Annotated in this window: 24 protein-coding genes; 20 read left to right on the top strand and 4 right to left on the bottom strand. The window is 31.3% G+C overall.

Annotation, left to right across the window (positions count from 1 at the left end):
• The first annotated feature begins 46 nt into the window (after positions 1-46).
• The 4 genes from AC5SL4_RS04920 to msrB are packed head-to-tail and all read left to right on the top strand — an operon-like array spanning position 47 to position 3509.
• Positions 47-1288: an NAD(P)/FAD-dependent oxidoreductase gene (locus AC5SL4_RS04920; protein WP_006997916.1), complete on the top strand. Its 1242-nt coding sequence runs from the start codon at positions 47-49 to the stop codon at positions 1286-1288.
• Entirely contained in the window at positions 1289-2188 is a 900-nt protein-coding gene (locus tag AC5SL4_RS04915) for a DMT family transporter (protein ID WP_006997917.1), read from the top strand.
• Positions 2181-3131 (top strand): D-2-hydroxyacid dehydrogenase family protein, encoded by a 951-nt coding sequence (locus tag AC5SL4_RS04910; protein ID WP_006997918.1) that lies wholly within the window; start codon positions 2181-2183, stop codon positions 3129-3131. Before AC5SL4_RS04915 ends, AC5SL4_RS04910 begins: the two co-directional genes overlap by 8 nt.
• A gap of 3 nt (positions 3132-3134) precedes the next feature.
• Entirely contained in the window at positions 3135-3509 is a 375-nt protein-coding gene (gene msrB, locus AC5SL4_RS04905) for a peptide-methionine (R)-S-oxide reductase MsrB (RefSeq protein ID WP_011282340.1), read from the top strand.
• 1 nt (position 3510) lies between these two features.
• Here msrB and grxC read toward each other — a convergent pair whose 3' ends face one another.
• Positions 3511-3765, bottom strand: coding sequence for a glutaredoxin 3 (gene grxC, locus AC5SL4_RS04900; protein ID WP_006997920.1), 255 nt, complete (start codon positions 3763-3765; stop codon positions 3511-3513).
• 3 nt (positions 3766-3768) lie between these two features.
• Positions 3769-4065 (bottom strand): TIGR03643 family protein, encoded by a 297-nt coding sequence (locus tag AC5SL4_RS04895; RefSeq protein ID WP_006997921.1) that lies wholly within the window; start codon positions 4063-4065, stop codon positions 3769-3771.
• A 127-nt stretch (positions 4066-4192) separates the two neighbouring features.
• Here AC5SL4_RS04895 and AC5SL4_RS04890 point away from each other — a divergent pair, with 127 nt between their 5' ends.
• The 16 genes from AC5SL4_RS04890 to AC5SL4_RS04815 all read left to right on the top strand — a co-directional run bounded on the left by AC5SL4_RS04890 (position 4193) and on the right by AC5SL4_RS04815 (position 18291).
• A complete protein-coding gene (locus AC5SL4_RS04890) occupies positions 4193-4807 on the top strand; it encodes a LysE family translocator (protein ID WP_494587183.1) in 615 nt (204 codons plus the stop codon).
• Between the two features lie 90 nt (positions 4808-4897).
• On the top strand, positions 4898-6139 hold the full coding sequence (locus AC5SL4_RS04885) for an amino acid ABC transporter substrate-binding protein (RefSeq protein ID WP_011282338.1): 1242 nt from the start codon (positions 4898-4900) through the stop codon (positions 6137-6139).
• Between the two features lie 64 nt (positions 6140-6203).
• The gene (locus AC5SL4_RS04880) at positions 6204-7097 is read left to right on the top strand and encodes a branched-chain amino acid ABC transporter permease (RefSeq protein ID WP_027307112.1); all 894 of its coding nucleotides are present in this window, start codon (positions 6204-6206) and stop codon (positions 7095-7097) included.
• Entirely contained in the window at positions 7097-8149 is a 1053-nt protein-coding gene (locus AC5SL4_RS04875) for a branched-chain amino acid ABC transporter permease (RefSeq protein WP_271766662.1), read from the top strand. The genes AC5SL4_RS04880 and AC5SL4_RS04875 overlap by 1 nt, the downstream gene beginning before the upstream one ends.
• The gene (locus AC5SL4_RS04870) at positions 8149-8889 is read left to right on the top strand and encodes an ABC transporter ATP-binding protein (protein WP_271766664.1); all 741 of its coding nucleotides are present in this window, start codon (positions 8149-8151) and stop codon (positions 8887-8889) included. The genes AC5SL4_RS04875 and AC5SL4_RS04870 overlap by 1 nt, the downstream gene beginning before the upstream one ends.
• Positions 8889-9674 carry an ABC transporter ATP-binding protein gene (locus AC5SL4_RS04865; RefSeq protein WP_494587182.1) on the top strand — a complete coding sequence of 262 codons (786 nt, stop codon included), beginning with the start codon at positions 8889-8891 and terminating at the stop codon, positions 9672-9674. Before AC5SL4_RS04870 ends, AC5SL4_RS04865 begins: the two co-directional genes overlap by 1 nt.
• The gene (locus AC5SL4_RS04860; RefSeq protein ID WP_018414318.1) at positions 9674-10378 is read left to right on the top strand and encodes an AzlC family ABC transporter permease; all 705 of its coding nucleotides are present in this window, start codon (positions 9674-9676) and stop codon (positions 10376-10378) included. The genes AC5SL4_RS04865 and AC5SL4_RS04860 overlap by 1 nt, the downstream gene beginning before the upstream one ends.
• Entirely contained in the window at positions 10368-10691 is a 324-nt protein-coding gene (locus AC5SL4_RS04855) for an AzlD domain-containing protein (RefSeq protein ID WP_027307110.1), read from the top strand. The genes AC5SL4_RS04860 and AC5SL4_RS04855 overlap by 11 nt, the downstream gene beginning before the upstream one ends.
• Positions 10691-11602 (top strand): glutarate dioxygenase GlaH, encoded by a 912-nt coding sequence (glaH, locus tag AC5SL4_RS04850; protein ID WP_011282331.1) that lies wholly within the window; start codon positions 10691-10693, stop codon positions 11600-11602. The genes AC5SL4_RS04855 and glaH overlap by 1 nt, the downstream gene beginning before the upstream one ends.
• A 32-nt stretch (positions 11603-11634) precedes the next feature.
• Positions 11635-12402, top strand: coding sequence for a pyrroline-5-carboxylate reductase (locus tag AC5SL4_RS04845; RefSeq protein ID WP_271564990.1), 768 nt, complete (start codon positions 11635-11637; stop codon positions 12400-12402).
• 5 nt (positions 12403-12407) lie between these two features.
• Entirely contained in the window at positions 12408-13202 is a 795-nt protein-coding gene (locus AC5SL4_RS04840; RefSeq protein ID WP_494587181.1) for an ABC transporter ATP-binding protein, read from the top strand.
• Positions 13202-13909 (top strand): ABC transporter ATP-binding protein, encoded by a 708-nt coding sequence (locus AC5SL4_RS04835; protein WP_011282328.1) that lies wholly within the window; start codon positions 13202-13204, stop codon positions 13907-13909. Before AC5SL4_RS04840 ends, AC5SL4_RS04835 begins: the two co-directional genes overlap by 1 nt.
• A 1-nt stretch (position 13910) precedes the next feature.
• Positions 13911-14921 (top strand): branched-chain amino acid ABC transporter permease, encoded by a 1011-nt coding sequence (locus tag AC5SL4_RS04830; protein ID WP_006997934.1) that lies wholly within the window; start codon positions 13911-13913, stop codon positions 14919-14921.
• A gap of 35 nt (positions 14922-14956) precedes the next feature.
• Complete coding sequence (locus tag AC5SL4_RS04825) at positions 14957-16288, top strand: branched-chain amino acid ABC transporter permease (protein ID WP_006997935.1); 1332 nt, start codon at positions 14957-14959, stop codon at positions 16286-16288.
• A gap of 76 nt (positions 16289-16364) precedes the next feature.
• Positions 16365-17528 (top strand): MFS transporter, encoded by a 1164-nt coding sequence (locus AC5SL4_RS04820; RefSeq protein WP_011282326.1) that lies wholly within the window; start codon positions 16365-16367, stop codon positions 17526-17528.
• A 1-nt stretch (position 17529) separates the two neighbouring features.
• A complete protein-coding gene (locus AC5SL4_RS04815; RefSeq protein ID WP_494573896.1) occupies positions 17530-18291 on the top strand; it encodes a sulfite exporter TauE/SafE family protein in 762 nt (253 codons plus the stop codon).
• A gap of 56 nt (positions 18292-18347) precedes the next feature.
• On the opposite strand, the gene AC5SL4_RS04810 is transcribed toward AC5SL4_RS04815, so the two are convergent.
• Together AC5SL4_RS04810 and AC5SL4_RS04805 are read right to left on the bottom strand one after the other, a co-directional pair.
• A complete protein-coding gene (locus AC5SL4_RS04810; RefSeq protein WP_006997938.1) occupies positions 18348-19532 on the bottom strand; it encodes an ABC transporter substrate-binding protein in 1185 nt (394 codons plus the stop codon).
• Between the two features lie 75 nt (positions 19533-19607).
• Positions 19608-20465 carry a DMT family transporter gene (locus AC5SL4_RS04805; protein WP_011282324.1) on the bottom strand — a complete coding sequence of 286 codons (858 nt, stop codon included), beginning with the start codon at positions 20463-20465 and terminating at the stop codon, positions 19608-19610.
• Between the last annotated feature and the right edge of the window lie 2 nt (positions 20466-20467).

Genomic DNA, 20467 nt, shown 5'->3' with positions numbered 1-20467 from the left:
GAATTTGTCGCGAGAATATTTAATTTTAAGAATTATATAAAGTGTCATGGAAAAAAATTTAAAAATTGGAATTGTTGGTGCTGGTATACAAGGTATTTCAAATGCTTTATTTTTACAAAAAAAAGGTTTTAGTGTAACAATTTTTGATAGAGATGAACCGGGAAGTCCTGCTGCATCCTACGGTAATGCAGGTCACTTTTCTCCATATGCATCTGTTCCTATAAATAGACCTGATGTATTAACTGATGTACCTGCAATGCTTTTAAGTTCTACAGGTCCACTTGCTTTAAAATGGAACTATGTTCCAAAAATGATGCCTTGGTTTTTACAATTTATAAGAAACTGTACTACAAAAAGAATGATGCATACTGCTAAAAACATGCATCAAATTTTAGATTTAGCATTACCTGCTTATGATGAATTATTTGATGAAGTAGAGCTTGGAGGATTGGTTGAAAAAAAAGGTATTTTATATATTTGGAACGATCAAAGTTTAAAAAGTAGAGAACTAGAGATTAAAGTTAGAAATGAACTGGGGGTTGATCAACAAGTAATTACTCCAAAAGAAATTCATGACTTAGAACCGAATATAAAACCTATCTATCATGGAGGTGTTTATTATCAATATGGCAGACATGCGAGAAACCCTAAGAAAATTCTTTTAAAACTTTATGATCTTTTTTTGAAAAAGGGGGGTAAGTTTTTAAAAATGAATATTAAAGACATAAATTTTAATGATGAAAAGCCAGTTATAAAAGCTGAAACACAAAGTTTTCTATTTGATAAAATTGTTATTGCCTGCGGTTCATTTTCAAAAAAATTAACAGATAATTTAGATGAAAAAATACCTCTAGATACTGAAAGAGGGTATCATGTGCATTTTAAAAATTGCGATCATCTTTTAAGTAGACCCGTAATTTTCCAAAATAGAGGATTTGGTATTACACCCATGGAACAGGGACTTAGAGTTGTAGGTACGGTTGAATTTGGTGGATTAGACAACCCATTATCAAAATCAAGAGTTAAAAATTTAATTAATAATGCAAAATACATGATGGGTGATTTACCCGAACATGAAGATGAGTGGCTTGGTTTTAGACCTACATTACCAGACTACTTGCCTGTAATAGGACCTTCAAAAAAATATAAAAATGTTTTTTATTGCTTTGGTCATCATCATTTAGGATGGACATTAGGACCTATTTCAGGGAAAATAATCTCTGGAATGATTGCTGAAGAAAATACAAACTTAGACTTAAAGCCATATAGCTCTCTTAGGTTTAGCTAAGTGATAAATAAAAATAATGTTGCTTATATTTTTTTATTTTTAGCAGCTTTATTTTGGTCAGGAAATTTTTTAGTTGGAAAATTTGCTAGTCAATATCAAGTACCTCCATTTTCATTAAATTTTTATAGATGGCTTTTTGCTTGGTTGATCTTAGCTCCATTTACAATTCAAGAACTATTTAACAAAAGAAGTTATATTTTAGAAAATTATAAATATTACACAATTCTTGGAATAACGAGCGTCACTATCTTTAATTCAATTGTCTATTATTCTTTAAACTTTACGCAAGTAATCAGTGGAGTGTTGATGATATCAACAATACCAGTGATGATCATTTTCATTTCTTCAATTTTAAAAATTGAAAAAACTAATACTTTTCAAATAATGGGCGTTACATGTTCTTTTATTGGAGTTGTTTTAATTATAACCAAAGCAAATCTTGGAATATTAATGAATTTAGACTTCAACAAGGGTGACATCACGATGGTTTTTGGAATGCTTTCTTGGGCTACTTATTCAGCTCTTTTAAAGAAAAAAAAACACGAACTATCTCAACTAGGTTTACTAGAAGTAGTAATTTCATTTGGCTTTATTTTTTTAATACCAATTTACTTTATAGAGTATCAAATGGGCTTTAGAATTGTTTTAAATCAAAACTTTTACATGATTTTATTTTATGTAGTTCTATTTCCAGGTCTTGCTTCTTTTATTTTTTGGATAAAGGGAGTTGCTTTAATTGGTGCTAACAGAGCAGGTGTTTTTTTACATATGATGCCTATTTTAAGTGCAATTATGGCAATGATTATTTTTAATGAAAAATTTATGTTTTATCATATGTTGGGCGCAATATTTATTTTAACAGGAATTCTTTTATCAAACAGAAAGATTAAAAATGCTTAAAGTTGCTATCTTAGATGATTACCAAAACGTGTCTCACGAATTTGTTGATTTAAAAAAATTATCTGGCAAATATGAATTTAAAATATTCAGTAAACCCTTTGAAGATGAAGCAGATGCCATAGAGCAATTATCAGACTTTGAAGCATTATTGATAATGAGAGAGCGAACTCCTATTACTAAAAATTTAATCGATAATTTAAATGACCTTAAATATATCATTACCAGTGGTTCAAGAAATAAAGCAATAGACTTAGCTGCTGCTAAAAAGAGAAAAATTACTGTGTGTGGTACTGACATTGATTTTGCAGGCACAACAGAATTAACCTGGGGTTTAATCTTAGGGTTAGCTAGAAATTTTAAAGAAGAAATTGACAACATGTACCAAGGTTACTGGCAAACCACTATTGGGTTTGAGCTTAAAGGAAAGATTTTGGGGTTAGTTGGACTTGGAAGAGTTGGTTCACAAGTTGCTAAAATTGCTAAAGCTTTTGGCATGGAAGTTATGGCTTGGAGTGAAAATTTAAACTTGGATACCTGTAAAGAACTTGGTGTCCTTCCATGCAGTAAAGAAGATCTATTTCAAAATTCTGATTTTTTATCGATCCATGTGCAAGGTGGAGAAAGATATAAAGAGTTAATAAAACTAAAAGAATTAGACTCAATGAAAAAAACTGCTTTTTTAATTAATACATCTAGAGGATCAATTATTAATGAAGATGATTTAATTATAGCATTATCAACCAATGTTATTGCTGGAGCAGGACTTGATGTTTATGAAAAAGAACCTCTACCAGAAGGAAATAAATTAAGATTTTTACCAAATGCATTGTTGATGCCACATGTTGGCTATGTAACAGCAGAAAATTATAGTATATTTTATACACAGATGATTGAAGGATTAGAGGCATGTGTTGCAGGTAAACCCTTAAGAGTATTAGAATAAACCATGACAAAAAAAATTAACAAAGACCTTACAGCTGAACAAAAATTAGTTCTATTTGAAGATGGTACAGAAGCGCCTGGTACAAGTGAATTAAATCACGAGAAGAGAGAAGGAAGCTATCATTGTGCTAATTGTGGTGAAAAATTATTTGACTCAAATGCCAAATATGAAAGTGGTTCAGGTTGGCCTTCATTTTATCAATCGTTACCGGATGCATTTGAAACTAAAACAGATACTCTATTAGGTTATGAGCGGGTAGAATATCATTGCAAAAAATGTGGTGGACATCATGGTCATATCTTTGAAGATGGACCTAAACCAACTGGTAAAAGATATTGTAATAATGGTGTTTGTCTGACTTTTAAACCTAAAAACTAGTTTATTTTAAAAGTTCTAGTAATTTATTTTCTTTTTCAAGAGCTCTAACATCATCGTAACCACCAATATGATTATCATCAAAAAAGATTTGTGGAATAGTTCTTTTTCCATTAGCTTTAGTAATCATTTCATCCATTGCTCCATCTACTGTTGCAATATTAATTTCTTTATATTCAACGTTGTTTCTAGCTAATAATCTTTTTGCTGCATCACAAAAATTACAAAGTGGACCTGTATAAATAGTTACATTTTTCATATCTTATAAATAATCATTCTTTTTAATTTTACTAGTAATTTCTTTTCTAGAGTATTCAAATTTTTTTCTATGTTTAATACTTTTTTGATTAACTCTTTTTCTCCACAATCTAAAAGAAACAGGCTTTATAGAACGCCTCATAATCTTGATTACTTCACCTTCTGTCTTTCCAGTTTTTTGCTCTATTTCTTCAAAGGTAATCCGGTCAGCCCAAGCAGCCCAGATGATCCATTCAGGATCTGATACATGAGGCTCTGGATTTTTAACCCTAGTTATAGGGGTGTGACCTTTTTTTTTCATAAATACCTTATATTTGAAAAAAATGGTTAATGCATTTTATTTCAGCTCATGATATTATCATTCCTAAGATAGTCCTATTTAGCCATCTTTAGCTCCCGGTTTTATTTAGGACTATCCAAACAACAAAATGCTTCCCTTAAATTATTTTCTTTTTTTACAGATTATTTTATTTTTATTTATCACTCCTGGCACACCTAGAATTGTAATCATTTCGTATTCCATGAATTATGGAGTTCAAAAATGTATCTGGACAGGTCTTGGAGATGTTACGGCAAATATTATTCAAGCCACTTTAGTAATTTTTGTTTTAGGATCTTTTTTTGTCGATAATCCAAACTTTCTAAATACTTTTAAGTGGATTGGTATAGCTTACTTACTTTATCTTGCTTATGATATTTATAATTCAAGACCAAAAGATATAAATTCAAATAATATTTCGTCAAAAAGCTTTTTTTCTTTTTTTAAAGATGGTTTTTTAGTTGCAGGAACAAGTCCAAAAGCTTGGATGTTTTTTCCTTTAATATTCCCACAGTTTATAGATTTTAATTCAAATTATATTGTCCAATTTATAATTTTAATTACAACATATGCAGTTTTAGATTTTTTATCTTTAATTGCTTATGCTGTTCTTGCTAGAAAATTAATTGTTTGGATAAAAGCAAACCCAAAAGTTATTAATACAATTTCAGCGTGTGTATTGATATTAATCGCTTTAATCATAGCATTTATTCAAAACTATTAGGTCACACTTTTGTCTTAAGGACTTGCGTGTAATTACATTTAAGGGTTAAATATTTATTTAAATTTAAAAAACTAATAGAGGGAAATAAAAATGAAAATCAGAAATATAATTATTACTTTAGTTTCTGCAATTGCTCTTTTAATTTCAGCTTCAACAATATCTTTCGCGAAGGTTGTTGGGGATAAAATTATTTTAGGTGCAGCTATTTCATTGACTGGAAAATACTCATCAAATGGTGTTCATACTCAAAACGGCTATAACTTAGCAGTTGACAGAATAAATGACATGGGTGGTATTAAGGTTGGTGGAAAAACTTACAAGTTTGAAATCATTTATTACGATGACGAGTCAAACTCTGGAAGGGCAGCACAACTTGCAGAAAGATTAATTCAACAAGATGGTGTTCAATACATGCTTGGGCCTTATAGCTCAGGTTTGACTAAAGCTATGGCTCCTGTAACTGAAAAATATGGAATTCCTATGGTTGAAGCAAACGGTGCGTCTAGATCGTTATTCACTAAGGGTTATAAATATTTATTTGCAGTACTAGCTCCTGCGAACTTATATCTTGATGTAGCAATTGATCTTGCAGTTGAAAAAAACGGTGGAAAACCAGTTAAGATTGCAATGGCATTTGAACAAGATGCTTTCTCTCAAGATGTGAGATTAGGTATTCTTGATGCTGCTAAAAGAACAGGTTCTAAAATCATAATTGATGACAAGTTACCGAAAGAACTTAATGATATGGCTGCTACTTTATCTAAAGTAAAAGCTGTAAAACCAGATGTTCTTGTGGTTTCAGGTCACACAAAAGGAGCTTTAACAGCTGTTAGGCAAATTTCAGAAATGAAAGTTGATGTTCCTATGTTAGCAATGACTCACTGTGATGCCGCTAAATTATCTAAGATGCATGGTAAAGCTTCTGAGTATGCACTTTGTGCTTCTCAATGGCATAAATCATTATCTTACAAAGATGATTTCTTTAAAGATGGAACTACCTATGATGCAGATTTTACAAAAGCATTTGGTTATGCACCGCCATACCAAGCTGCAGAGTCGTCAGCTGCTTTATTAGTATTTAAAGATGCATTCGAAAGAGCGCAATCATTTGACACTAAAAAAGTTAGAGACGCTTTAGCTGCAACTGATATGCAAACTTTTTATGGGAACATAAAATTTGCAGAAGGTGGGCAGAACGTATCAAAACCAATGGTACTTTTCCAAGTATCATGTAACGATGATGGTAGTAAGTGTGAAAACAAAGTTGTTGCTCCTACAAAATGGGCATCAGCTGAGTTGGTACACCCAATTCCATCTTGGTCAAAAAGATAATACCTAATATGTAAAATGCTCCCTAGAAATAGGGGGCATTTTTTTATAAACATTTAAATAATTTATGGATTTTCTAATTTTTCAAGCACCAATACTAATGGTCCAAGCCTCAATGGATGGAATACTTCTAGGTATTTTATTTGCATTAATTGCTTATGGAATGGCTCTGCAGTGGGGAGTAATGAATATAATAAACATTGCTCAAGGAGAATTAGTAATTATGGGTGGTTACATTGCTTACTTTATGTATCTCTCAGGAATTCATCCAGCCTTTGGTATAATTGTATCTCCAATTGTAATGTATTGTGTTGGATGGGGAATGTACAAGCTGGTTATTAATAAAGTGGTAGATAAAGATTTATTTACATCAATTCTTGCAACTTTTGGAATTAGTATTTTAGCACAACAGTTAATGAATTTTGCATTTGGCGCAGACGTAGTTGTTGCTCAATCAGATTTTGGAACAACAATGTTATTTAACGATATGGTTACAATTCCTAATGCTAAGTTATTTTCAGGAGCTGTTTGTGTCATATCTGCATTTATTTTGGTGATCTATATGAGAAAATCAAAATTAGGTAGAGCAATTAGAGCAACCGCACAAAATGCAAGAGCTGCTAAAATTTTAGGTGTAGATACAGAAAAAGTTTATGCTGCAACATTTGGAATAAATGCAGCATTATGTGGAATAGCAGGAGCTTGTGTTGCGATCACATTTACACTTCATCCATACACAGGATTACCTTACACGGTAAGATCATTCATGATTGTAATCATTGCTGGACTTGGAAATTTACCAGCTGTTGCAATATCTGGTATGGGTCTTGGTATATTTGAAGAATGGGCAGATTATCTACTTGGAACAGAATTTAGAATAGCAGCTGTATTCTCGCTACTCGTATTAATTCTTGTTTACAGAAGATTTAAATTATCAAGAAAAAGAGAATATCTAAAATAATGAATAAAAATACTCTTTTATACATGGGTCTAATAATTTTTGGCTTAGCTGGTGCATTTATATTTCCTGCTTACAAACTTCAGATGTCGTTTCTTTATATTTTAATCGTTCTTGCGATGACTTGGGACGTTCAAGGTGGACAAATGGGCTACAATACATTTGGAAATATTTTATTTTTTGGAGTTGGAATGTATGTTGCTTCAAGTACACAAATAGCAATGTTTTTTTCATTAGCTGAGTGGACGGATGCTGGTGGAGAAAAAACTTTTGTTCATACGGTTCCACAATTTTTTCAAGGGTTTGGAGTTGGAATATTGTTAGCAGGAATTATTCCAACAATAATTGCAGGAGTAATTGGTTATGGAATTTTAGGTTTAAGAGGGCATTACTTTGCAATTTGTACTTTAGCTTTAGGAATTGCTGCTGGCGAAATTGCAGGTGGAATTGAAATTATTGGAGCAGGACAAGGTATGACGGTTCCTGTTTGGCCAAAAGATTTAGGATCTAACGCATCATCATCACAGTTTATGTACTATTTAAGTTTTGGTTTAGCAGTTATAACTTTTATTACTTTAAAGTGGGCCTACAGTACAAGATTTGGATTAGTTTTAAATGCAATAAGAGATAACGAAGATAAAGCTGAAGCAATGGGCATTCACACTATGAGGTATAAAATTATAGGTTGGATGGTATCAGCGTTCTTTGTTGGAATTGCAGGAGGACTAATGGGTCATATTAATGGTTACATTGAACCTAATGAAATTGCATTTGCTGGACCTACATTTGGAGTGTTTATGGTGTTAATGGCAATTCTTGGTGGTAAAGGAACTTTATGGGGACCACTAGTTGGTGCTGTTTTATTTCATTTATTTAAAGAAGGATTTTGGACTTACTTTTTAGGATGGCAGTATGTAGCTCTTGGAGTTTTAATTATTGTAATCGTTGTTTATTTTCCTGAAGGTTTAATGGGATGGTTAAGAGAGAAATATCCTGAAAGATTTGGAGAAGTAATTGATGAAGCTGACCGAAAAGCACAGGTAGAATTAAAATAATGGCTATATTAGATATATCAAATGTAAGTAAATCTTTTGGCGGTGTTAAAGCCAACGTAGATATCTCTATGTCAGTTGAACAAGGTTCAATAGTTGGATTAATTGGGCCAAATGGTTCTGGAAAAACTACTTTATTTAACTCAATAGTTGGAACTTATCCAATTGATGGGGGTTCAATTAAATTTAACAACAGAGAAGTCTCTGAGTTACCAGTACCTGTTATTGCTAAACTTGGATTACTTAGAACTTTTCAACAAACCCGAATTTATGGAAAATTAAACTGTATTCAAAATATGCTAATCAGCCACAAACCTGAAAATGATGGAATTTTAACAGTTTTCCAAAAAATACCTTCAGGTTTAACTGATAAAGCAGAAACATTATTAAAGTTTGTAGGACTTCATCAAAAAAGAAAACTTAGAGCAGGAGATCTTTCTTTTGGTCAGCAAAAATTATTAGAACTAGCAATGGCATTAATGAATGAGCCCAAAATGCTCTTGTTAGATGAGCCAACAGCTGGAATTAATCCAACATTAATTAATGGAATTATTGATCGTTTAATTAGTGTTAATAAAGATTATGGGATTACCCTGTTAGTTATAGAGCATAATATGAAAGTAGTTATGAATTTAGCACAAAGAGTTTTTTGTTTAGCACATGGTCAAATGTTGGCAAACGGAACTCCAGATGAAATTAAAAATGATAAGCGTGTGCTAGACGCTTACTTGGGAGCACAATAATGTCAAATCAATATGATGTATTAGGAAAAGCACCAGGACCTGAAGAATTAAAAAAACTATCTCCAGGCAATAACCATGTAACGATTAAAAATTTATCTGCTGGTTATGGTAAGATGGAAATTCTACATGATTTTGATTTGTGTGTAAGTAAAGCTCAATCTCTATGTTTAATTGGTCCAAATGGTGCTGGAAAATCTACAATTCTTCACTCTATTTATGGATTTACAAATATCTTTTCAGGGCAAATAGAAATTGATGGTAAAGAAATTACGCATCTAACCCCAGCAGAAAAACTTAAGTCGTGTGGAATAGCATATATCTTACAAGATAATTCAGTCTTTCCAGATATGACGGTTGAAGAAAATTTACTAATGGGTGGTTATACTAAAGAAAACACAGACGAATCTTATCAAGAAGCTGAAAGAATTTTTGAAAAATATGAAAGATTAAGAAACAGAAGAAACCAACCTGCAAAAGTTTTATCTGGTGGGGAAAGAAGATTATTAGAAATTTCTAGAGCACTAGTTATGAAACCTTCTGTATTACTTGTTGATGAACCTTCAATTGGTTTAGAACCGAGATATATAGATATGGTTTTTGAAATATTAAGAGACCTTCAACAAACAGAAAAGAAAACTATTATCCTAGTGGAACAAAATGCTAAAAAAGGATTAGAGTTTGCTGATATAGGTTATGTTTTAGTATCAGGACAAACTGCTATTGCTGGCAAAGGGGACGATTTATTAAAAAATCCTGACGTTGGTAGATTATTCCTTGGTGGTTAATGATTAATAAAGAATTTTTCTTTAAAGGTTTCAAATCTATTTTAGCTCCAGATAGCCCAGCCCTTGCACTTGGATGTTGTTTTATAGCAATTGGGGCACTTCTTAAAAATTTAGGATTTAATATTCAAGAAAGTATTTTTTCAACTATGCTTACTTATGCTTTGCCTGGATCATTAGTTATGGCAGAGTCGTTATTAGTTGGAGCTTCATTATTAAATATTTTTTTAGCTGTTTGGTTTGTTAATGCTCGTCTTTATCCAATGGCTGTTTCTTTATTTCCATTAATGATGCACAAAAGCCAACCAAAATGGAAATATTACTTTTCATGTCATTTTATAGCAGTATCTGCATGGCTAATTATGAAAAGTAATTACAAAAGTATTGAAAAAAAACATAGAATTGATTTTTGGATTGGAATTGGTTGTGCTACTTGGACTACAGCAGTAATAGGAACTTTTATAGGATTTTATGCATCTGATTATTTGGATAAGAATATGATGATGGGCTTAGCAATTTTAAACCCAATTTATTTTTTATGCATGATGGTTGGGGCAATGAAAACTATTCAAATTACAACTGCAGTAATTTTAGGTCTGATATTAGGACCAATTTTTTATTTTCTATCTCCAGAGTGGTCAATTTTATTGGGAGGACTTGTTGGTGGAACAATTGCTTATTTTATAGGAGAGCTAAATGTCAACTAGTGTATTTCTTGCAATCTTAGTCACGTCCCTTGCAACTTTCTCTTCAAGGTTTTTAGGTGCAATTTCTTCACAAGGAATAAAAGTAACTTCAAAATTATTTAAATGGTTTAATTGTCTTGCCTACTCAACACTAGCTGCATTAATAGCAAGAACAATTATATTTCCGGTAGGTGTTTTGTCTGATGCTAGTTACTTAAGTAGAGTAACTGTTGTTTTATTTTGTTTATTTATATTTTTTATATCTAAAAGAAATTTTGTTTATCCTACTGTTATTTCTGCTATCATGATGGCGGTACTAAGTAATTATTTCTAATGGAAAATATCTCTGGAATAACAATAACAGAACATCAAAATTCAAAAAGAATAATTGACATTAGAATTGAAGATGAAATTTTAGATAAATTAATATTTCCATTCAATAAATTTGATATCACTGCCTTAGAGTACAAACCATTTACCAGATTTACTATTGCTAAAAGTTTAGATGATTTAACTTCTAATAAATTAAGCAAATTACTTAATTCAATAGTAAGAGATAGAGAAACAGGTTGTTTTATAATTGGACCAAAAAAAGTAAGTGCAAAAATTAATGATATCTTTTTAGTAAAGCTATCAACAGCAATTGCCTATTTAATTGGTAATCCAAATTATGATGCCATGGCTGGAAAATATTATGCAAGATTTTTTGTAAAGCATGAAGATAAAAGTGACTCGTACTTAAGAAAAGCTTACACAAATATGGATCTTCATACGGATGGGACATATGTTAAAGAGATCACAGATTGGCTTTTGATGACTAAAATTGAAGAACAAAATGTCCAAGGAGGAGAAACAGCAATGTTGCATCTTGATGACTGGGAACATTGTGAGGATTTATTCAATGACCCCATTGGAAAACAAAATTTTGTATGGGGGTCTCCTAAAAGTAAAAATATAGAATATAAAGTTGAACATCCAGTTTTCACAACAGATGATAACGGTAAGCCAAATATTTCTTATATTGATCAATTCCCTGAACCAAAAAATATGGATCAAGGAATTTTCTTACAAAAATTATCAGATGCTTTAGAGGAGAGTAAGAATAAAGTAATCACTAAATTAGTACCTGGATCAACCATTGTGGCTAATAATTATTTTTGGTTACACGGAAGAAAACCTTTCAAAGAAAATAAAGATTTAAGCAGAGAACTATTGAGAATTAGAGGTTCTTTTTTTATTAATTAATTCACTAATATCACTATAAAGTAACTATATTTATGAAATTAGGCTTTATAGGAACAGGTAAAATTACGTCTGCCGTTATCACTGGTATTTGCAGTTCCAGTATTTCGTATAACAAAATAATCATCTCTGAGAGAAATAAATCTACATCTAGTATTTTAAAAAAAAAGTTTAAAAAGATAACTGTTAGTAAAGATAACCAGGAAATTATTAATTCTTGTGATTGGATATTTTTATCAGTAACTCCAACAGTGGGTGAAAAAATTATTAAAAATTTAAAGTTTAGATCAAATCAAACTGTAATTAGTTTCATATCAACAATTACTTTAGCTCAACTTAAAAAAGCAATCAAAGTTAAAGCAAAAATTATAAGAGCGATACCATTACCTCCTATATCTTTAAAAAAAGGACCAGTACCCATTTGTCCACCCAATAAAAAAGTTAAAGATTTTTTTAATAAAATTGGCACAACCGTTGAAATTAAAAATGAAAAATCTTCAATCAATTTTTGGTCAACCTCTGGAATGATGGCACCCTTTTATGAATTACTAAGAGTAATGACAGACTGGTTAGTGAAAAGAGGAGTTAAACGAAATAATGCACAAAAATATATAACATCTTTATTTTTAGCATTATCAGAAGATGCAGTTGTAAACTCTAAAAAAGATTTAAAATTTTTAGTAAAAGAGTCTCAAACACCTAAAGGATTGAATGAACAAGGAGTTAAAGAATTAAGCAAAGCAGGTTTTTATAAATCTTTAGAAAAGACACTCAACAGTATACATAGAAGATTAAATAAATAAATTTCATGGATCAAGAACAGAGCATCTTACAAATTGAAAATCTATCTAAATATTTTGGAGGTTTGGCTGCAGTGTCAGATTGTTCATTAAAGATTAAGAAAGGATCTATTACAGGAATTATAGGACCTAATGGCTCAGGCAAGACCACCTTGTTCAATCTAATAGCTGGAAATTTAAAATCCTCACAAGGAAAAGTATTGTTTAATAATGAGGATGTTACTGACGTTCCTTCATATGAATTATTTTCTAAAGGAATTTTAAGAACTTTTCAAATAGCACATGAGTTTACTAATCTTTCTGTGCTTGAAAATTTAATGATGGTTCCTGCAAATCAGTCAGGTGAAAATTTAATGACTGCTTTATTAAAACCAAGTTTAGTTAGAACGGAAGAACTTAAAGTTAAACAAAAAGCCCAAGACGTAGTTGATTTTTTAAATCTGACTCATTTATCAAATGAATTAGCTGGGAATTTATCTGGAGGCCAAAAAAAATTATTAGAACTTGGAAGAACCATGATGGTTGATGCAAAATTAGTATTACTTGATGAAGTAGGTGCTGGTGTTAATAGAACACTGCTTAAAGATTTAGGAACTGCTATTCTTAAGTTAAATAAGGAAGAAGGTTATACATTCTGTATGATCGAACATGATATGGAGTTTATAAGTAGATTATGTAACCCTGTTATTGTTATGGCAGAAGGTTCAGTTTTATTTGAAGGGACCGCTGAAGAAGCTAAGAAAGATGAAAAAGTTATAGAAAGCTATTTAGGCAGAGGATCAAAGATAAAGGATGAGAACTAATGGCTTTTTTTGAAGGTTTAAAAATGACAGGTGGTTACGGTAATGGACCTGATATCATCAACTCTTGTTCAGTTAATGTAAACAGAGGCGAAATAGTTTCAATTCTTGGACCTAATGGTGCTGGTAAATCAACAGCCATGAAAGCAATGCTTGGTCTTTTAAATTTAAAATCTGGTTCAGTTATAATTGATGGCAAAGATATTTCAAAACTTTCACCACAAGATAGGGTGAGAGAAGGTATTTCATTTGTACCACAGACAAAAAATGTATTTTCTGGAATGAGTGTTGAAGAAAATTTAGAGATGGGAGCTTATTTAAGAGATGACAATTATCAAAATATTATAGAAGAAATTTATGAACTATTTCCAATACTTAGAGAAAAAAGAAACCAATTAGTTGGTGAATTATCTGGAGGTCAAAGACAACAAGTGGCTCTTGGAAGAGCATTAATGATAAAACCATCTGTATTAATGTTAGATGAACCCACTGCTGGTGTTTCTCCAATAGTAATGGATGAATTATTTGATCATATCATCAAAGTAAAAAGAACTAATGTTGCAATTTTAATGGTTGAGCAAAATGCTAAACAAGCGCTTAATATTTCTGATCGTGGATATGTACTAGTTACAGGTGAAAATAAGTATTCAGGAACAGGAAAAGAATTATTAAACGACCCAAGAGTAAGAAGCTCTTTTTTAGGTGGATAGTATGGAATTCTTAAACGCAATTATATTATTATTAAATTATATTTTTATGCCAGCTCTTACGTATGGCTCTCAACTAGCACTAGGTGCAATATTTGTAACTTTAATTTATGGAATTTTAAGGTTTGCTAATTTTGCAACTGGGGACATGATGGCTTTTGGTACGATGGTCACCATATTATTTACTTGGTATTTTCAATCACTTGGAATTTCTTTAGGTGTTTTACCAACAGCGTTACTTGCCATCCCTTTTGCAATTGTTTTAACAATTGGATATATGCTCCTAATTGATAAATTTGTTTTTAGATATTATAGAGTGAGCAAAAGTCCTCCTGTTCAACTTGCAATGGTTAGTATTGGTGTAATGTTTGTAACTCAAGCTGTTGTTAGAATAATAATCGGTCCATCAGATCAGAGGTTTTTTGATGGAGAAAAATTTATTATCAAAGCAGGTGAGTTTAAAGAAATGACAGGACTTAATGAAGGTTTAGCAATTAAATCTAGTCAGGTATTAACTATATTTGTAACAATTGTATTGGTTTCTATTTTATTTTGGTTTTTAAACAAAACTAAGACAGGAAAAAGCATGCGTGCTTATTCTGATAATGAGGATTTAGCTTTATTGTCTGGAATTGATCCTAAAAGAGTAGTTATGATTACTTGGATTATTGCAGGAATTTTAGCGACAATTGGTGGAGCTTTATATGGATTGGACAAAAGTTTTAAGCCATTTACCTACTTTAATAACATGTTGCCAATTTTTGCTGCAGCAATTGTTGGAGGTATTGGAAACCCCTTTGGAGCATTTTTAGGAGGATATGTCATAGCATTTTCAGAAATATTCCTAACTTATGCTTATAAAAAATTCTTTATGTATGTTTTGCCAGCAAGCATGGAGCCAGAAACGTTAGTTCAGTTATTATCAACAGATTATAAATTTGCTGTCTCATTTTCTATACTGGTGATTGTCTTACTTTATAGACCTAATGGAATATTCAAAGGGAAGGTACTGTGAGAAAGCACTTAAATGTAATTATAGCTTACGCAATCATGTTGGGGCTTATTATTTTAGTTGGAATATTTCAATCTTGGAATGTAGCTCTATCAATTTTTAACATGTGTTTAATTTCTGCTGTAATGACTATGGGGGCAAATATTCAATGGGGGTATGCAGGGTTAATCAATTTTGGTCTAATGGGATATGCGGCATTAGGTGGATTAGCTGCAGTTTTAATTTCTGTTGAACCTGTACAAGAAGCATGGGTTGCGGGAGGTTTTAGTATTCTAATGTCTTTATGGTTAATTGTTGCAATGGTCCTTGCAATACGTTTTGTATTAAAAAATTTTGAAAAATCTAAAATTAGAACTTATGGTATTGCTACAATTATTATTGCTGGAATTATAATTATAAGAGTTACATCAGAGACAAGTATTGAAGCTATTGAAAATGTTAACCCAGCAACAACAGGATTTCTTGGTGGATTAGGATTGCCAATTATGTTTTCTTGGATCGTAGGTGCATTTTTTGCAGCAGGTCTAGCATTTATAGTTGGTAAAGTTGCTTTAGGTTTACGTGCAGACTATTTAGCTATTGCCACACTATTAATATCAGAAATAGTTATAGCCATAATCAAGCATGAAGATTGGTTAACAAGAGGTGTTAAAAATGTAATTGGACTGGATCGACCAGTGCCTTATGAAATTGAACTCCAAACTAAAGAATGGTTTATAAATTTAGTTGCAAAATTTAATTCTGGGAAATTAGATTTAATCTCCAGTATTACTGATAAACAATCAGCTCTTAACCAATTAGTAATTGAGGGATCATCAGTTTTTGTAAAACTTTGTTATTCAGGTTTATTTTTAATTGTTGTTATAGCCTTGTTAATAGTAACTCAAAAAGCTCTTTACTCTCCATGGGGAAGAATGATGCGTGCGATAAGAGACAATGAAGAAGCTGCTAATGCAATGGGAAAAAATGTCGTCAAGCAACATTTATTAATCTTTATTTTAGGCTCAGCTATAGTTGGAATTGCTGGCGCTATGTTAGTCACTCAAGATGGTTTATTTACTCCAGGTAGTTACCAACCTATGAGATATACTTTTTTAATCTGGGTTATGGTTATTGTTGGAGGAAGTGGGAATAATTTTGGAGCAATTTTAGGAGGTTTTGCAGTCTGGTTTCTATGGATTGAGGCAGCGCCAATTGCATTATTCTTGATTAATTTATTTACAGCAGGTTTAGCAGATACACATTCATTAAAAATTCATTTAATTGAAAGCGTTCCTTACTTTAGATATTTAATGATGGGGATGGGTCTTCTGTTGATCATGAGGTATAGACCTAAAGGTATACTTCCTGAAAAAATAGAAATAAAATAAACTTTATTATGAAATATATTTTATTAGGGATGGCTCTAGGTTTTGCTCTTTATCTTAGTGATAAATACATTTTTTAATGAATAAAAATTTATGGCTGCTAATTTTAAGTCAAATTTTTGCTTTTACAGCAGCACCCGTAACAGTTTTCTTAAGTGGAATAATTGGCTCTCAGTTTAGTCCAGTAAAATCTTTAGCAACTTTACCGATGGCTTTATCAATTGTTGGTATTGCAATTTTTGCAATCTTTGCAGCAAAGGTTATGAGTATAATTGGTCGAAGAGCAGGCTTTATGTTTGCTTCTGTAGTGAGCTCCTTATCATCTGTTCTAGCGGCGTACGCAATAATTATTGAAAGCTTTATCCTTTTTAATTTTTCATGTTTTTTACTTGGTGCAGGAGTAGCCTTTAGTCATCAATATCGTTTTGCAGCAGTTGAGACTGTTAAAAAAGATATGGCACCAAAAGCTATTTCAATAATATTATTAGCAGGAATAGGTTCGGCTTTTATAGGACCAAATGTTGCTAATATAACAAAAGGTTTTATAGCCGAACATTTATATGCCGGATCTTATATTGCGCTTGCTGCTTTAACTCTTACTTCAACAATTTTTCTATTATTTTATGAGGATGGACATAAACCCAATCATGTTAACAAGAAAATCAAACGTAGTTATTTGGAGTTAATTTCTCAACCAAGATTTCTACAAGCATTAGTGGCTTCGGCATTTGCTTATGCAGTGATGTCATTTTTAATGACTGCAACTCCAATAAGTATGCATGTAATGGAAAAAATAAGTTTAACTAAAACAGGTTTTGTAATTCAACTTCATATCGCAGCTATGTTTTTACCTTCATTGATAACAGGTAATTTGATAAAAAAATTTGGACATAGTAAAATTATGTACGCTGGTGTTGTTTTATTTTTTATAACAATTTTGACTAGTTTATTTGAGCAAAATTTTATTAATTATTTAATTGCATTAATATTTTTAGGATTTGGTTGGAACTTTTTATTTATATCTGGAACAAGTTTACTAGTTTTATCTTATAGAGAGGATGAAAAATTTAAAGCACAAGGCTTTAATGATTTAATTGTTTATTCAATTCAGGCAGTAGCAAGCTTATCGGCTGGAGTTTTTTTAACCTTAACAAGTTGGAAAACAATGAATTTAGTTTGTATAATATTTTTAGTAATAATTGTTTTATCAACATTAAGAGCAGACTTTAAAAAAAGAAAATAGAGTGGATTTTTTATCTAATCTTCAACTGAGTTTAATTGAAATCTATTTTGTAATATTTACCGTATTTATTGCATCTATTATAAGAGGTTTTAATGGCTTTGGCTTTTCTGCAATATGTATTTCTGGCTTTTCTTTTATTCTTCCAGCAATAGAGATAGTCCCAATTATTCTAATACTTGAGGTTATTATTAGTATTTTTATGGTTCCATATATATGGAACAAAATAGACTGGAATTTTGTTTTAAAATTATTGATAGGAATAATCATTGGGTCACCTATTGGGCTTTATTTATTGAAGTATTTATCTCCAGATACAACACACCTGTCAGTTTGCGCATTAGTTATATTTTTTTCATTTTTATTAATGAAAGGATATGAGAATAAAAAAATTAATAATAATTATGGAAAACTTATTACTGGAATAGTCTCTGGAACATTAAATGGATTAACCACATTAGGTGGAATGCCTGTGGCACTTTTTTTATTAGTTACAAGTATTCAACCAGCAGTAATTAGAGGTTCATTAGCAGCCTTATTCTTTTTAACAGATATTTATGCATTTACTCTAAGTTTTTTTGCAGGAATTGTAGATCTGACAACTATTTATAGAACTATTCCACTGATTATTATTTTACCAATAGGTGTTTATATTGGTGATAAATTTTTTGTTAAAAGCAAAGAGAAAACTTATAGAAAAGTTGTTTTTTATTTTCTTATATTAATTTCGATATTTGGTTTTTTTAGGATTATTAGTAATTTTTAAATAAAAAAAACCCCCAGCAATTTTCACTGCTGAGGGTTTTAAAATTAAAATTTTAATTATCTTTGTTTTTTATTTTTGAATTTTCCACCTTTGATTTCTTTTTCTAGGAAAGAACCTTCAGCTTCACCTACGTTAGTAAAAGTAACACCAGTTGCACCTTCGTAGTCAACTTTTTTACCTTTAGCTAGTAAGTCTAAACCTTTTTTAAGTTCACCTGGGTAAATCTTAGTACCAGGGGCATTAGCAACATCCATTACATTTTTTGCAATAGAAGCTCTATCTGCTGATCCACCTGCTTGCATCGCAAGGACGATTAAAGCTGCTGCATCATAAGATTCACCAGTGTAAGGTCCAGATGAGTCGATACCCGCTGCTTTAGCAACAGAGGCAAAAGTACCTGCTGTTTTTTTATTCATTGAACCAGGAATTGAACCAAAAGATTTATTTAAATCTTTTCCAAAAGCTTCAGTTAATGAGTCACCGATCATACCATCAGATAAAATAAATTTATCAAATGCACCAGAGTCTAAAGAACCTTGAATAATTCCTTTTCCACCTTGGTCTAGGTAACCAATTACTGCTACGGCATCACCACCTGCTGAAGCTAAAGTTGCTACTTCAGATGAGTAATCTGCTTTACCATCTTCGTGTGCAGATACAGTTGTTACTTTAATACCATGAGCTTTTACAGCTGCTTCATAAACATCAGCCAAACCTTTTCCATAGTCATTGTTAGTGTAAGTAATTGCTACACTTTTGATTTTTCTGTCTTTAGTAATATCAGCTAAAATCTGACCACCTCTAGCATCAGATGGGGCTGTTCTAAAAAAGAAGCCTTTATCATCTAAAGCTGTAAGTCCTGGAGAAGTTGCTGAAGGTGAAATCATTACTACACCATTTGGTACAGCAACATTAGATGCAATAGCACCAGTTACACCTGAACAGTCAGCACCCATAATTGCTGCAACACCTTGTGCAATAACACCTTCTGCTGCTGCTGTTGCTGCTGCAGAATCAACGCAAGTTGAATCTGCTCTTACTACTGAAATAGTTTCTCCACCTAATAGTGAACCTGAGTCAGAAGCTTCTTTAAATGCAAGCTCTGCAGATGCAGCCATAGCTGGTGTTAGAGATTCAATAGGACCAGTAAATCCTAAAATGATTCCCATTTTAACTTCTGCGAATGTATTCGTTGTAAAAGTAGAAACGAATATAAAAGCAGCAATAAATAGTTTTTTCATTATTTTCCTCTTTGATTGTTAACAATTTATAAAAATCAAATTAAAGACTATTTAAACGAATTTTCAATAGGAGAATTATCTAATTTTTTGAAGCCTATATACAGAAAATATTATAATTAAACCGCCAATCGCACTAAGTAGAGTTGGGATTTCTCCGAATATAAAGAACGTTAGGATTAGGCCAAATACTGGAAATAAAGAATAAAAGGGCATAATTTTATTTACTGAATAAAATTTATATAAATAAAATAATGAGGTGTGTGCAATTACAGAAACCATCACCCCATTATGGAGTAATAAAAGCCAAGTATAAAAATCAATATTTAGTAATTGATAAACTGTGTTTCCTTCAAAAAAAATGGAAAAAAGAAAAAGCAGTATAAAACCAGTAAAGCCCATAACTGTGTTGGTTAATTTAACATCTATATCTTTAATATATCTAGAAAACACATTCGCAACACCATAGAAAAAAGCAGAAATTGCACAAAGAAAAATTGCAAAAATTTCACTTTTTAAATTTGGATCATAACCAATTAAAAAAATTCCAAAAAAAGAAATAAATATTAATACCCACATTTTAGGAGTTACCTTTTCACCTAAAAATAAAGAGCTTGCCAGAATTGCAAAGGGTATTGCTAGTTGAGCTCCAATAATTATAGGAGCAACCATAGTTGCTTTTTGCAGAGATAAATTTAAAAAAATAAAAACACCAAAGCCCATTGAAAAAGAAAAACCTGCTAAAGGCAGATAGTATTTTTTGTTTGGGATTTTAAATTTACAAAAAGGAACAAGACAAACAAAAAGTATAAACATTCTCAATGAGGCTGCCAATACAGGGGTGAGGGATGTGTTTAATGCAAGTTTATTAATTGGATAAGAACTACCAAAAAGAAACATGATAAATAAAACTAAAAAATAATGTCTGACAGTCAAAA

This window comes from Candidatus Pelagibacter sp. PS_02 (assembly GCF_059418065.1).
This window is presented reverse-complemented; position numbering and strand designations above follow the sequence as displayed.

Excerpts from the sequence above, each read along its gene's own strand:
- AC5SL4_RS04855 (WP_027307110.1), top strand. The coding sequence starts at position 10,368 with ATGTCAACTAGTGTATTTCTTGCAATCTTAGTCACGTCCCTTGCAACT.
- AC5SL4_RS04840 (WP_494587181.1), top strand. The coding sequence starts at position 12,408 with ATGGATCAAGAACAGAGCATCTTACAAATTGAAAATCTATCTAAATAT.
- AC5SL4_RS04895 (WP_006997921.1), bottom strand. The coding sequence starts at position 4,065 with ATGAAAAAAAAAGGTCACACCCCTATAACTAGGGTTAAAAATCCAGAG.
- AC5SL4_RS04845 (WP_271564990.1), top strand. The coding sequence starts at position 11,635 with ATGAAATTAGGCTTTATAGGAACAGGTAAAATTACGTCTGCCGTTATC.
- AC5SL4_RS04870 (WP_271766664.1), top strand. The coding sequence starts at position 8,149 with ATGGCTATATTAGATATATCAAATGTAAGTAAATCTTTTGGCGGTGTT.
- AC5SL4_RS04860 (WP_018414318.1), top strand. The coding sequence starts at position 9,674 with ATGATTAATAAAGAATTTTTCTTTAAAGGTTTCAAATCTATTTTAGCT.
- AC5SL4_RS04820 (WP_011282326.1), top strand. The coding sequence starts at position 16,365 with ATGAATAAAAATTTATGGCTGCTAATTTTAAGTCAAATTTTTGCTTTT.
- AC5SL4_RS04835 (WP_011282328.1), top strand. The coding sequence starts at position 13,202 with ATGGCTTTTTTTGAAGGTTTAAAAATGACAGGTGGTTACGGTAATGGA.
- AC5SL4_RS04910 (WP_006997918.1), top strand. The coding sequence starts at position 2,181 with ATGCTTAAAGTTGCTATCTTAGATGATTACCAAAACGTGTCTCACGAA.
- AC5SL4_RS04825 (WP_006997935.1), top strand. The coding sequence starts at position 14,957 with ATGTTGGGGCTTATTATTTTAGTTGGAATATTTCAATCTTGGAATGTA.
- AC5SL4_RS04890 (WP_494587183.1), top strand. The coding sequence starts at position 4,193 with ATGCTTCCCTTAAATTATTTTCTTTTTTTACAGATTATTTTATTTTTA.
- AC5SL4_RS04880 (WP_027307112.1), top strand. The coding sequence starts at position 6,204 with ATGGATTTTCTAATTTTTCAAGCACCAATACTAATGGTCCAAGCCTCA.
- AC5SL4_RS04830 (WP_006997934.1), top strand. The coding sequence starts at position 13,911 with ATGGAATTCTTAAACGCAATTATATTATTATTAAATTATATTTTTATG.
- AC5SL4_RS04865 (WP_494587182.1), top strand. The coding sequence starts at position 8,889 with ATGTCAAATCAATATGATGTATTAGGAAAAGCACCAGGACCTGAAGAA.
- glaH (WP_011282331.1), top strand. The coding sequence starts at position 10,691 with ATGGAAAATATCTCTGGAATAACAATAACAGAACATCAAAATTCAAAA.
- grxC (WP_006997920.1), bottom strand. The coding sequence starts at position 3,765 with ATGAAAAATGTAACTATTTATACAGGTCCACTTTGTAATTTTTGTGAT.
- msrB (WP_011282340.1), top strand. The coding sequence starts at position 3,135 with ATGACAAAAAAAATTAACAAAGACCTTACAGCTGAACAAAAATTAGTT.
- AC5SL4_RS04920 (WP_006997916.1), top strand. The coding sequence starts at position 47 with ATGGAAAAAAATTTAAAAATTGGAATTGTTGGTGCTGGTATACAAGGT.
- AC5SL4_RS04875 (WP_271766662.1), top strand. The coding sequence starts at position 7,097 with ATGAATAAAAATACTCTTTTATACATGGGTCTAATAATTTTTGGCTTA.
- AC5SL4_RS04885 (WP_011282338.1), top strand. The coding sequence starts at position 4,898 with ATGAAAATCAGAAATATAATTATTACTTTAGTTTCTGCAATTGCTCTT.
- AC5SL4_RS04810 (WP_006997938.1), bottom strand. The coding sequence starts at position 19,532 with ATGAAAAAACTATTTATTGCTGCTTTTATATTCGTTTCTACTTTTACA.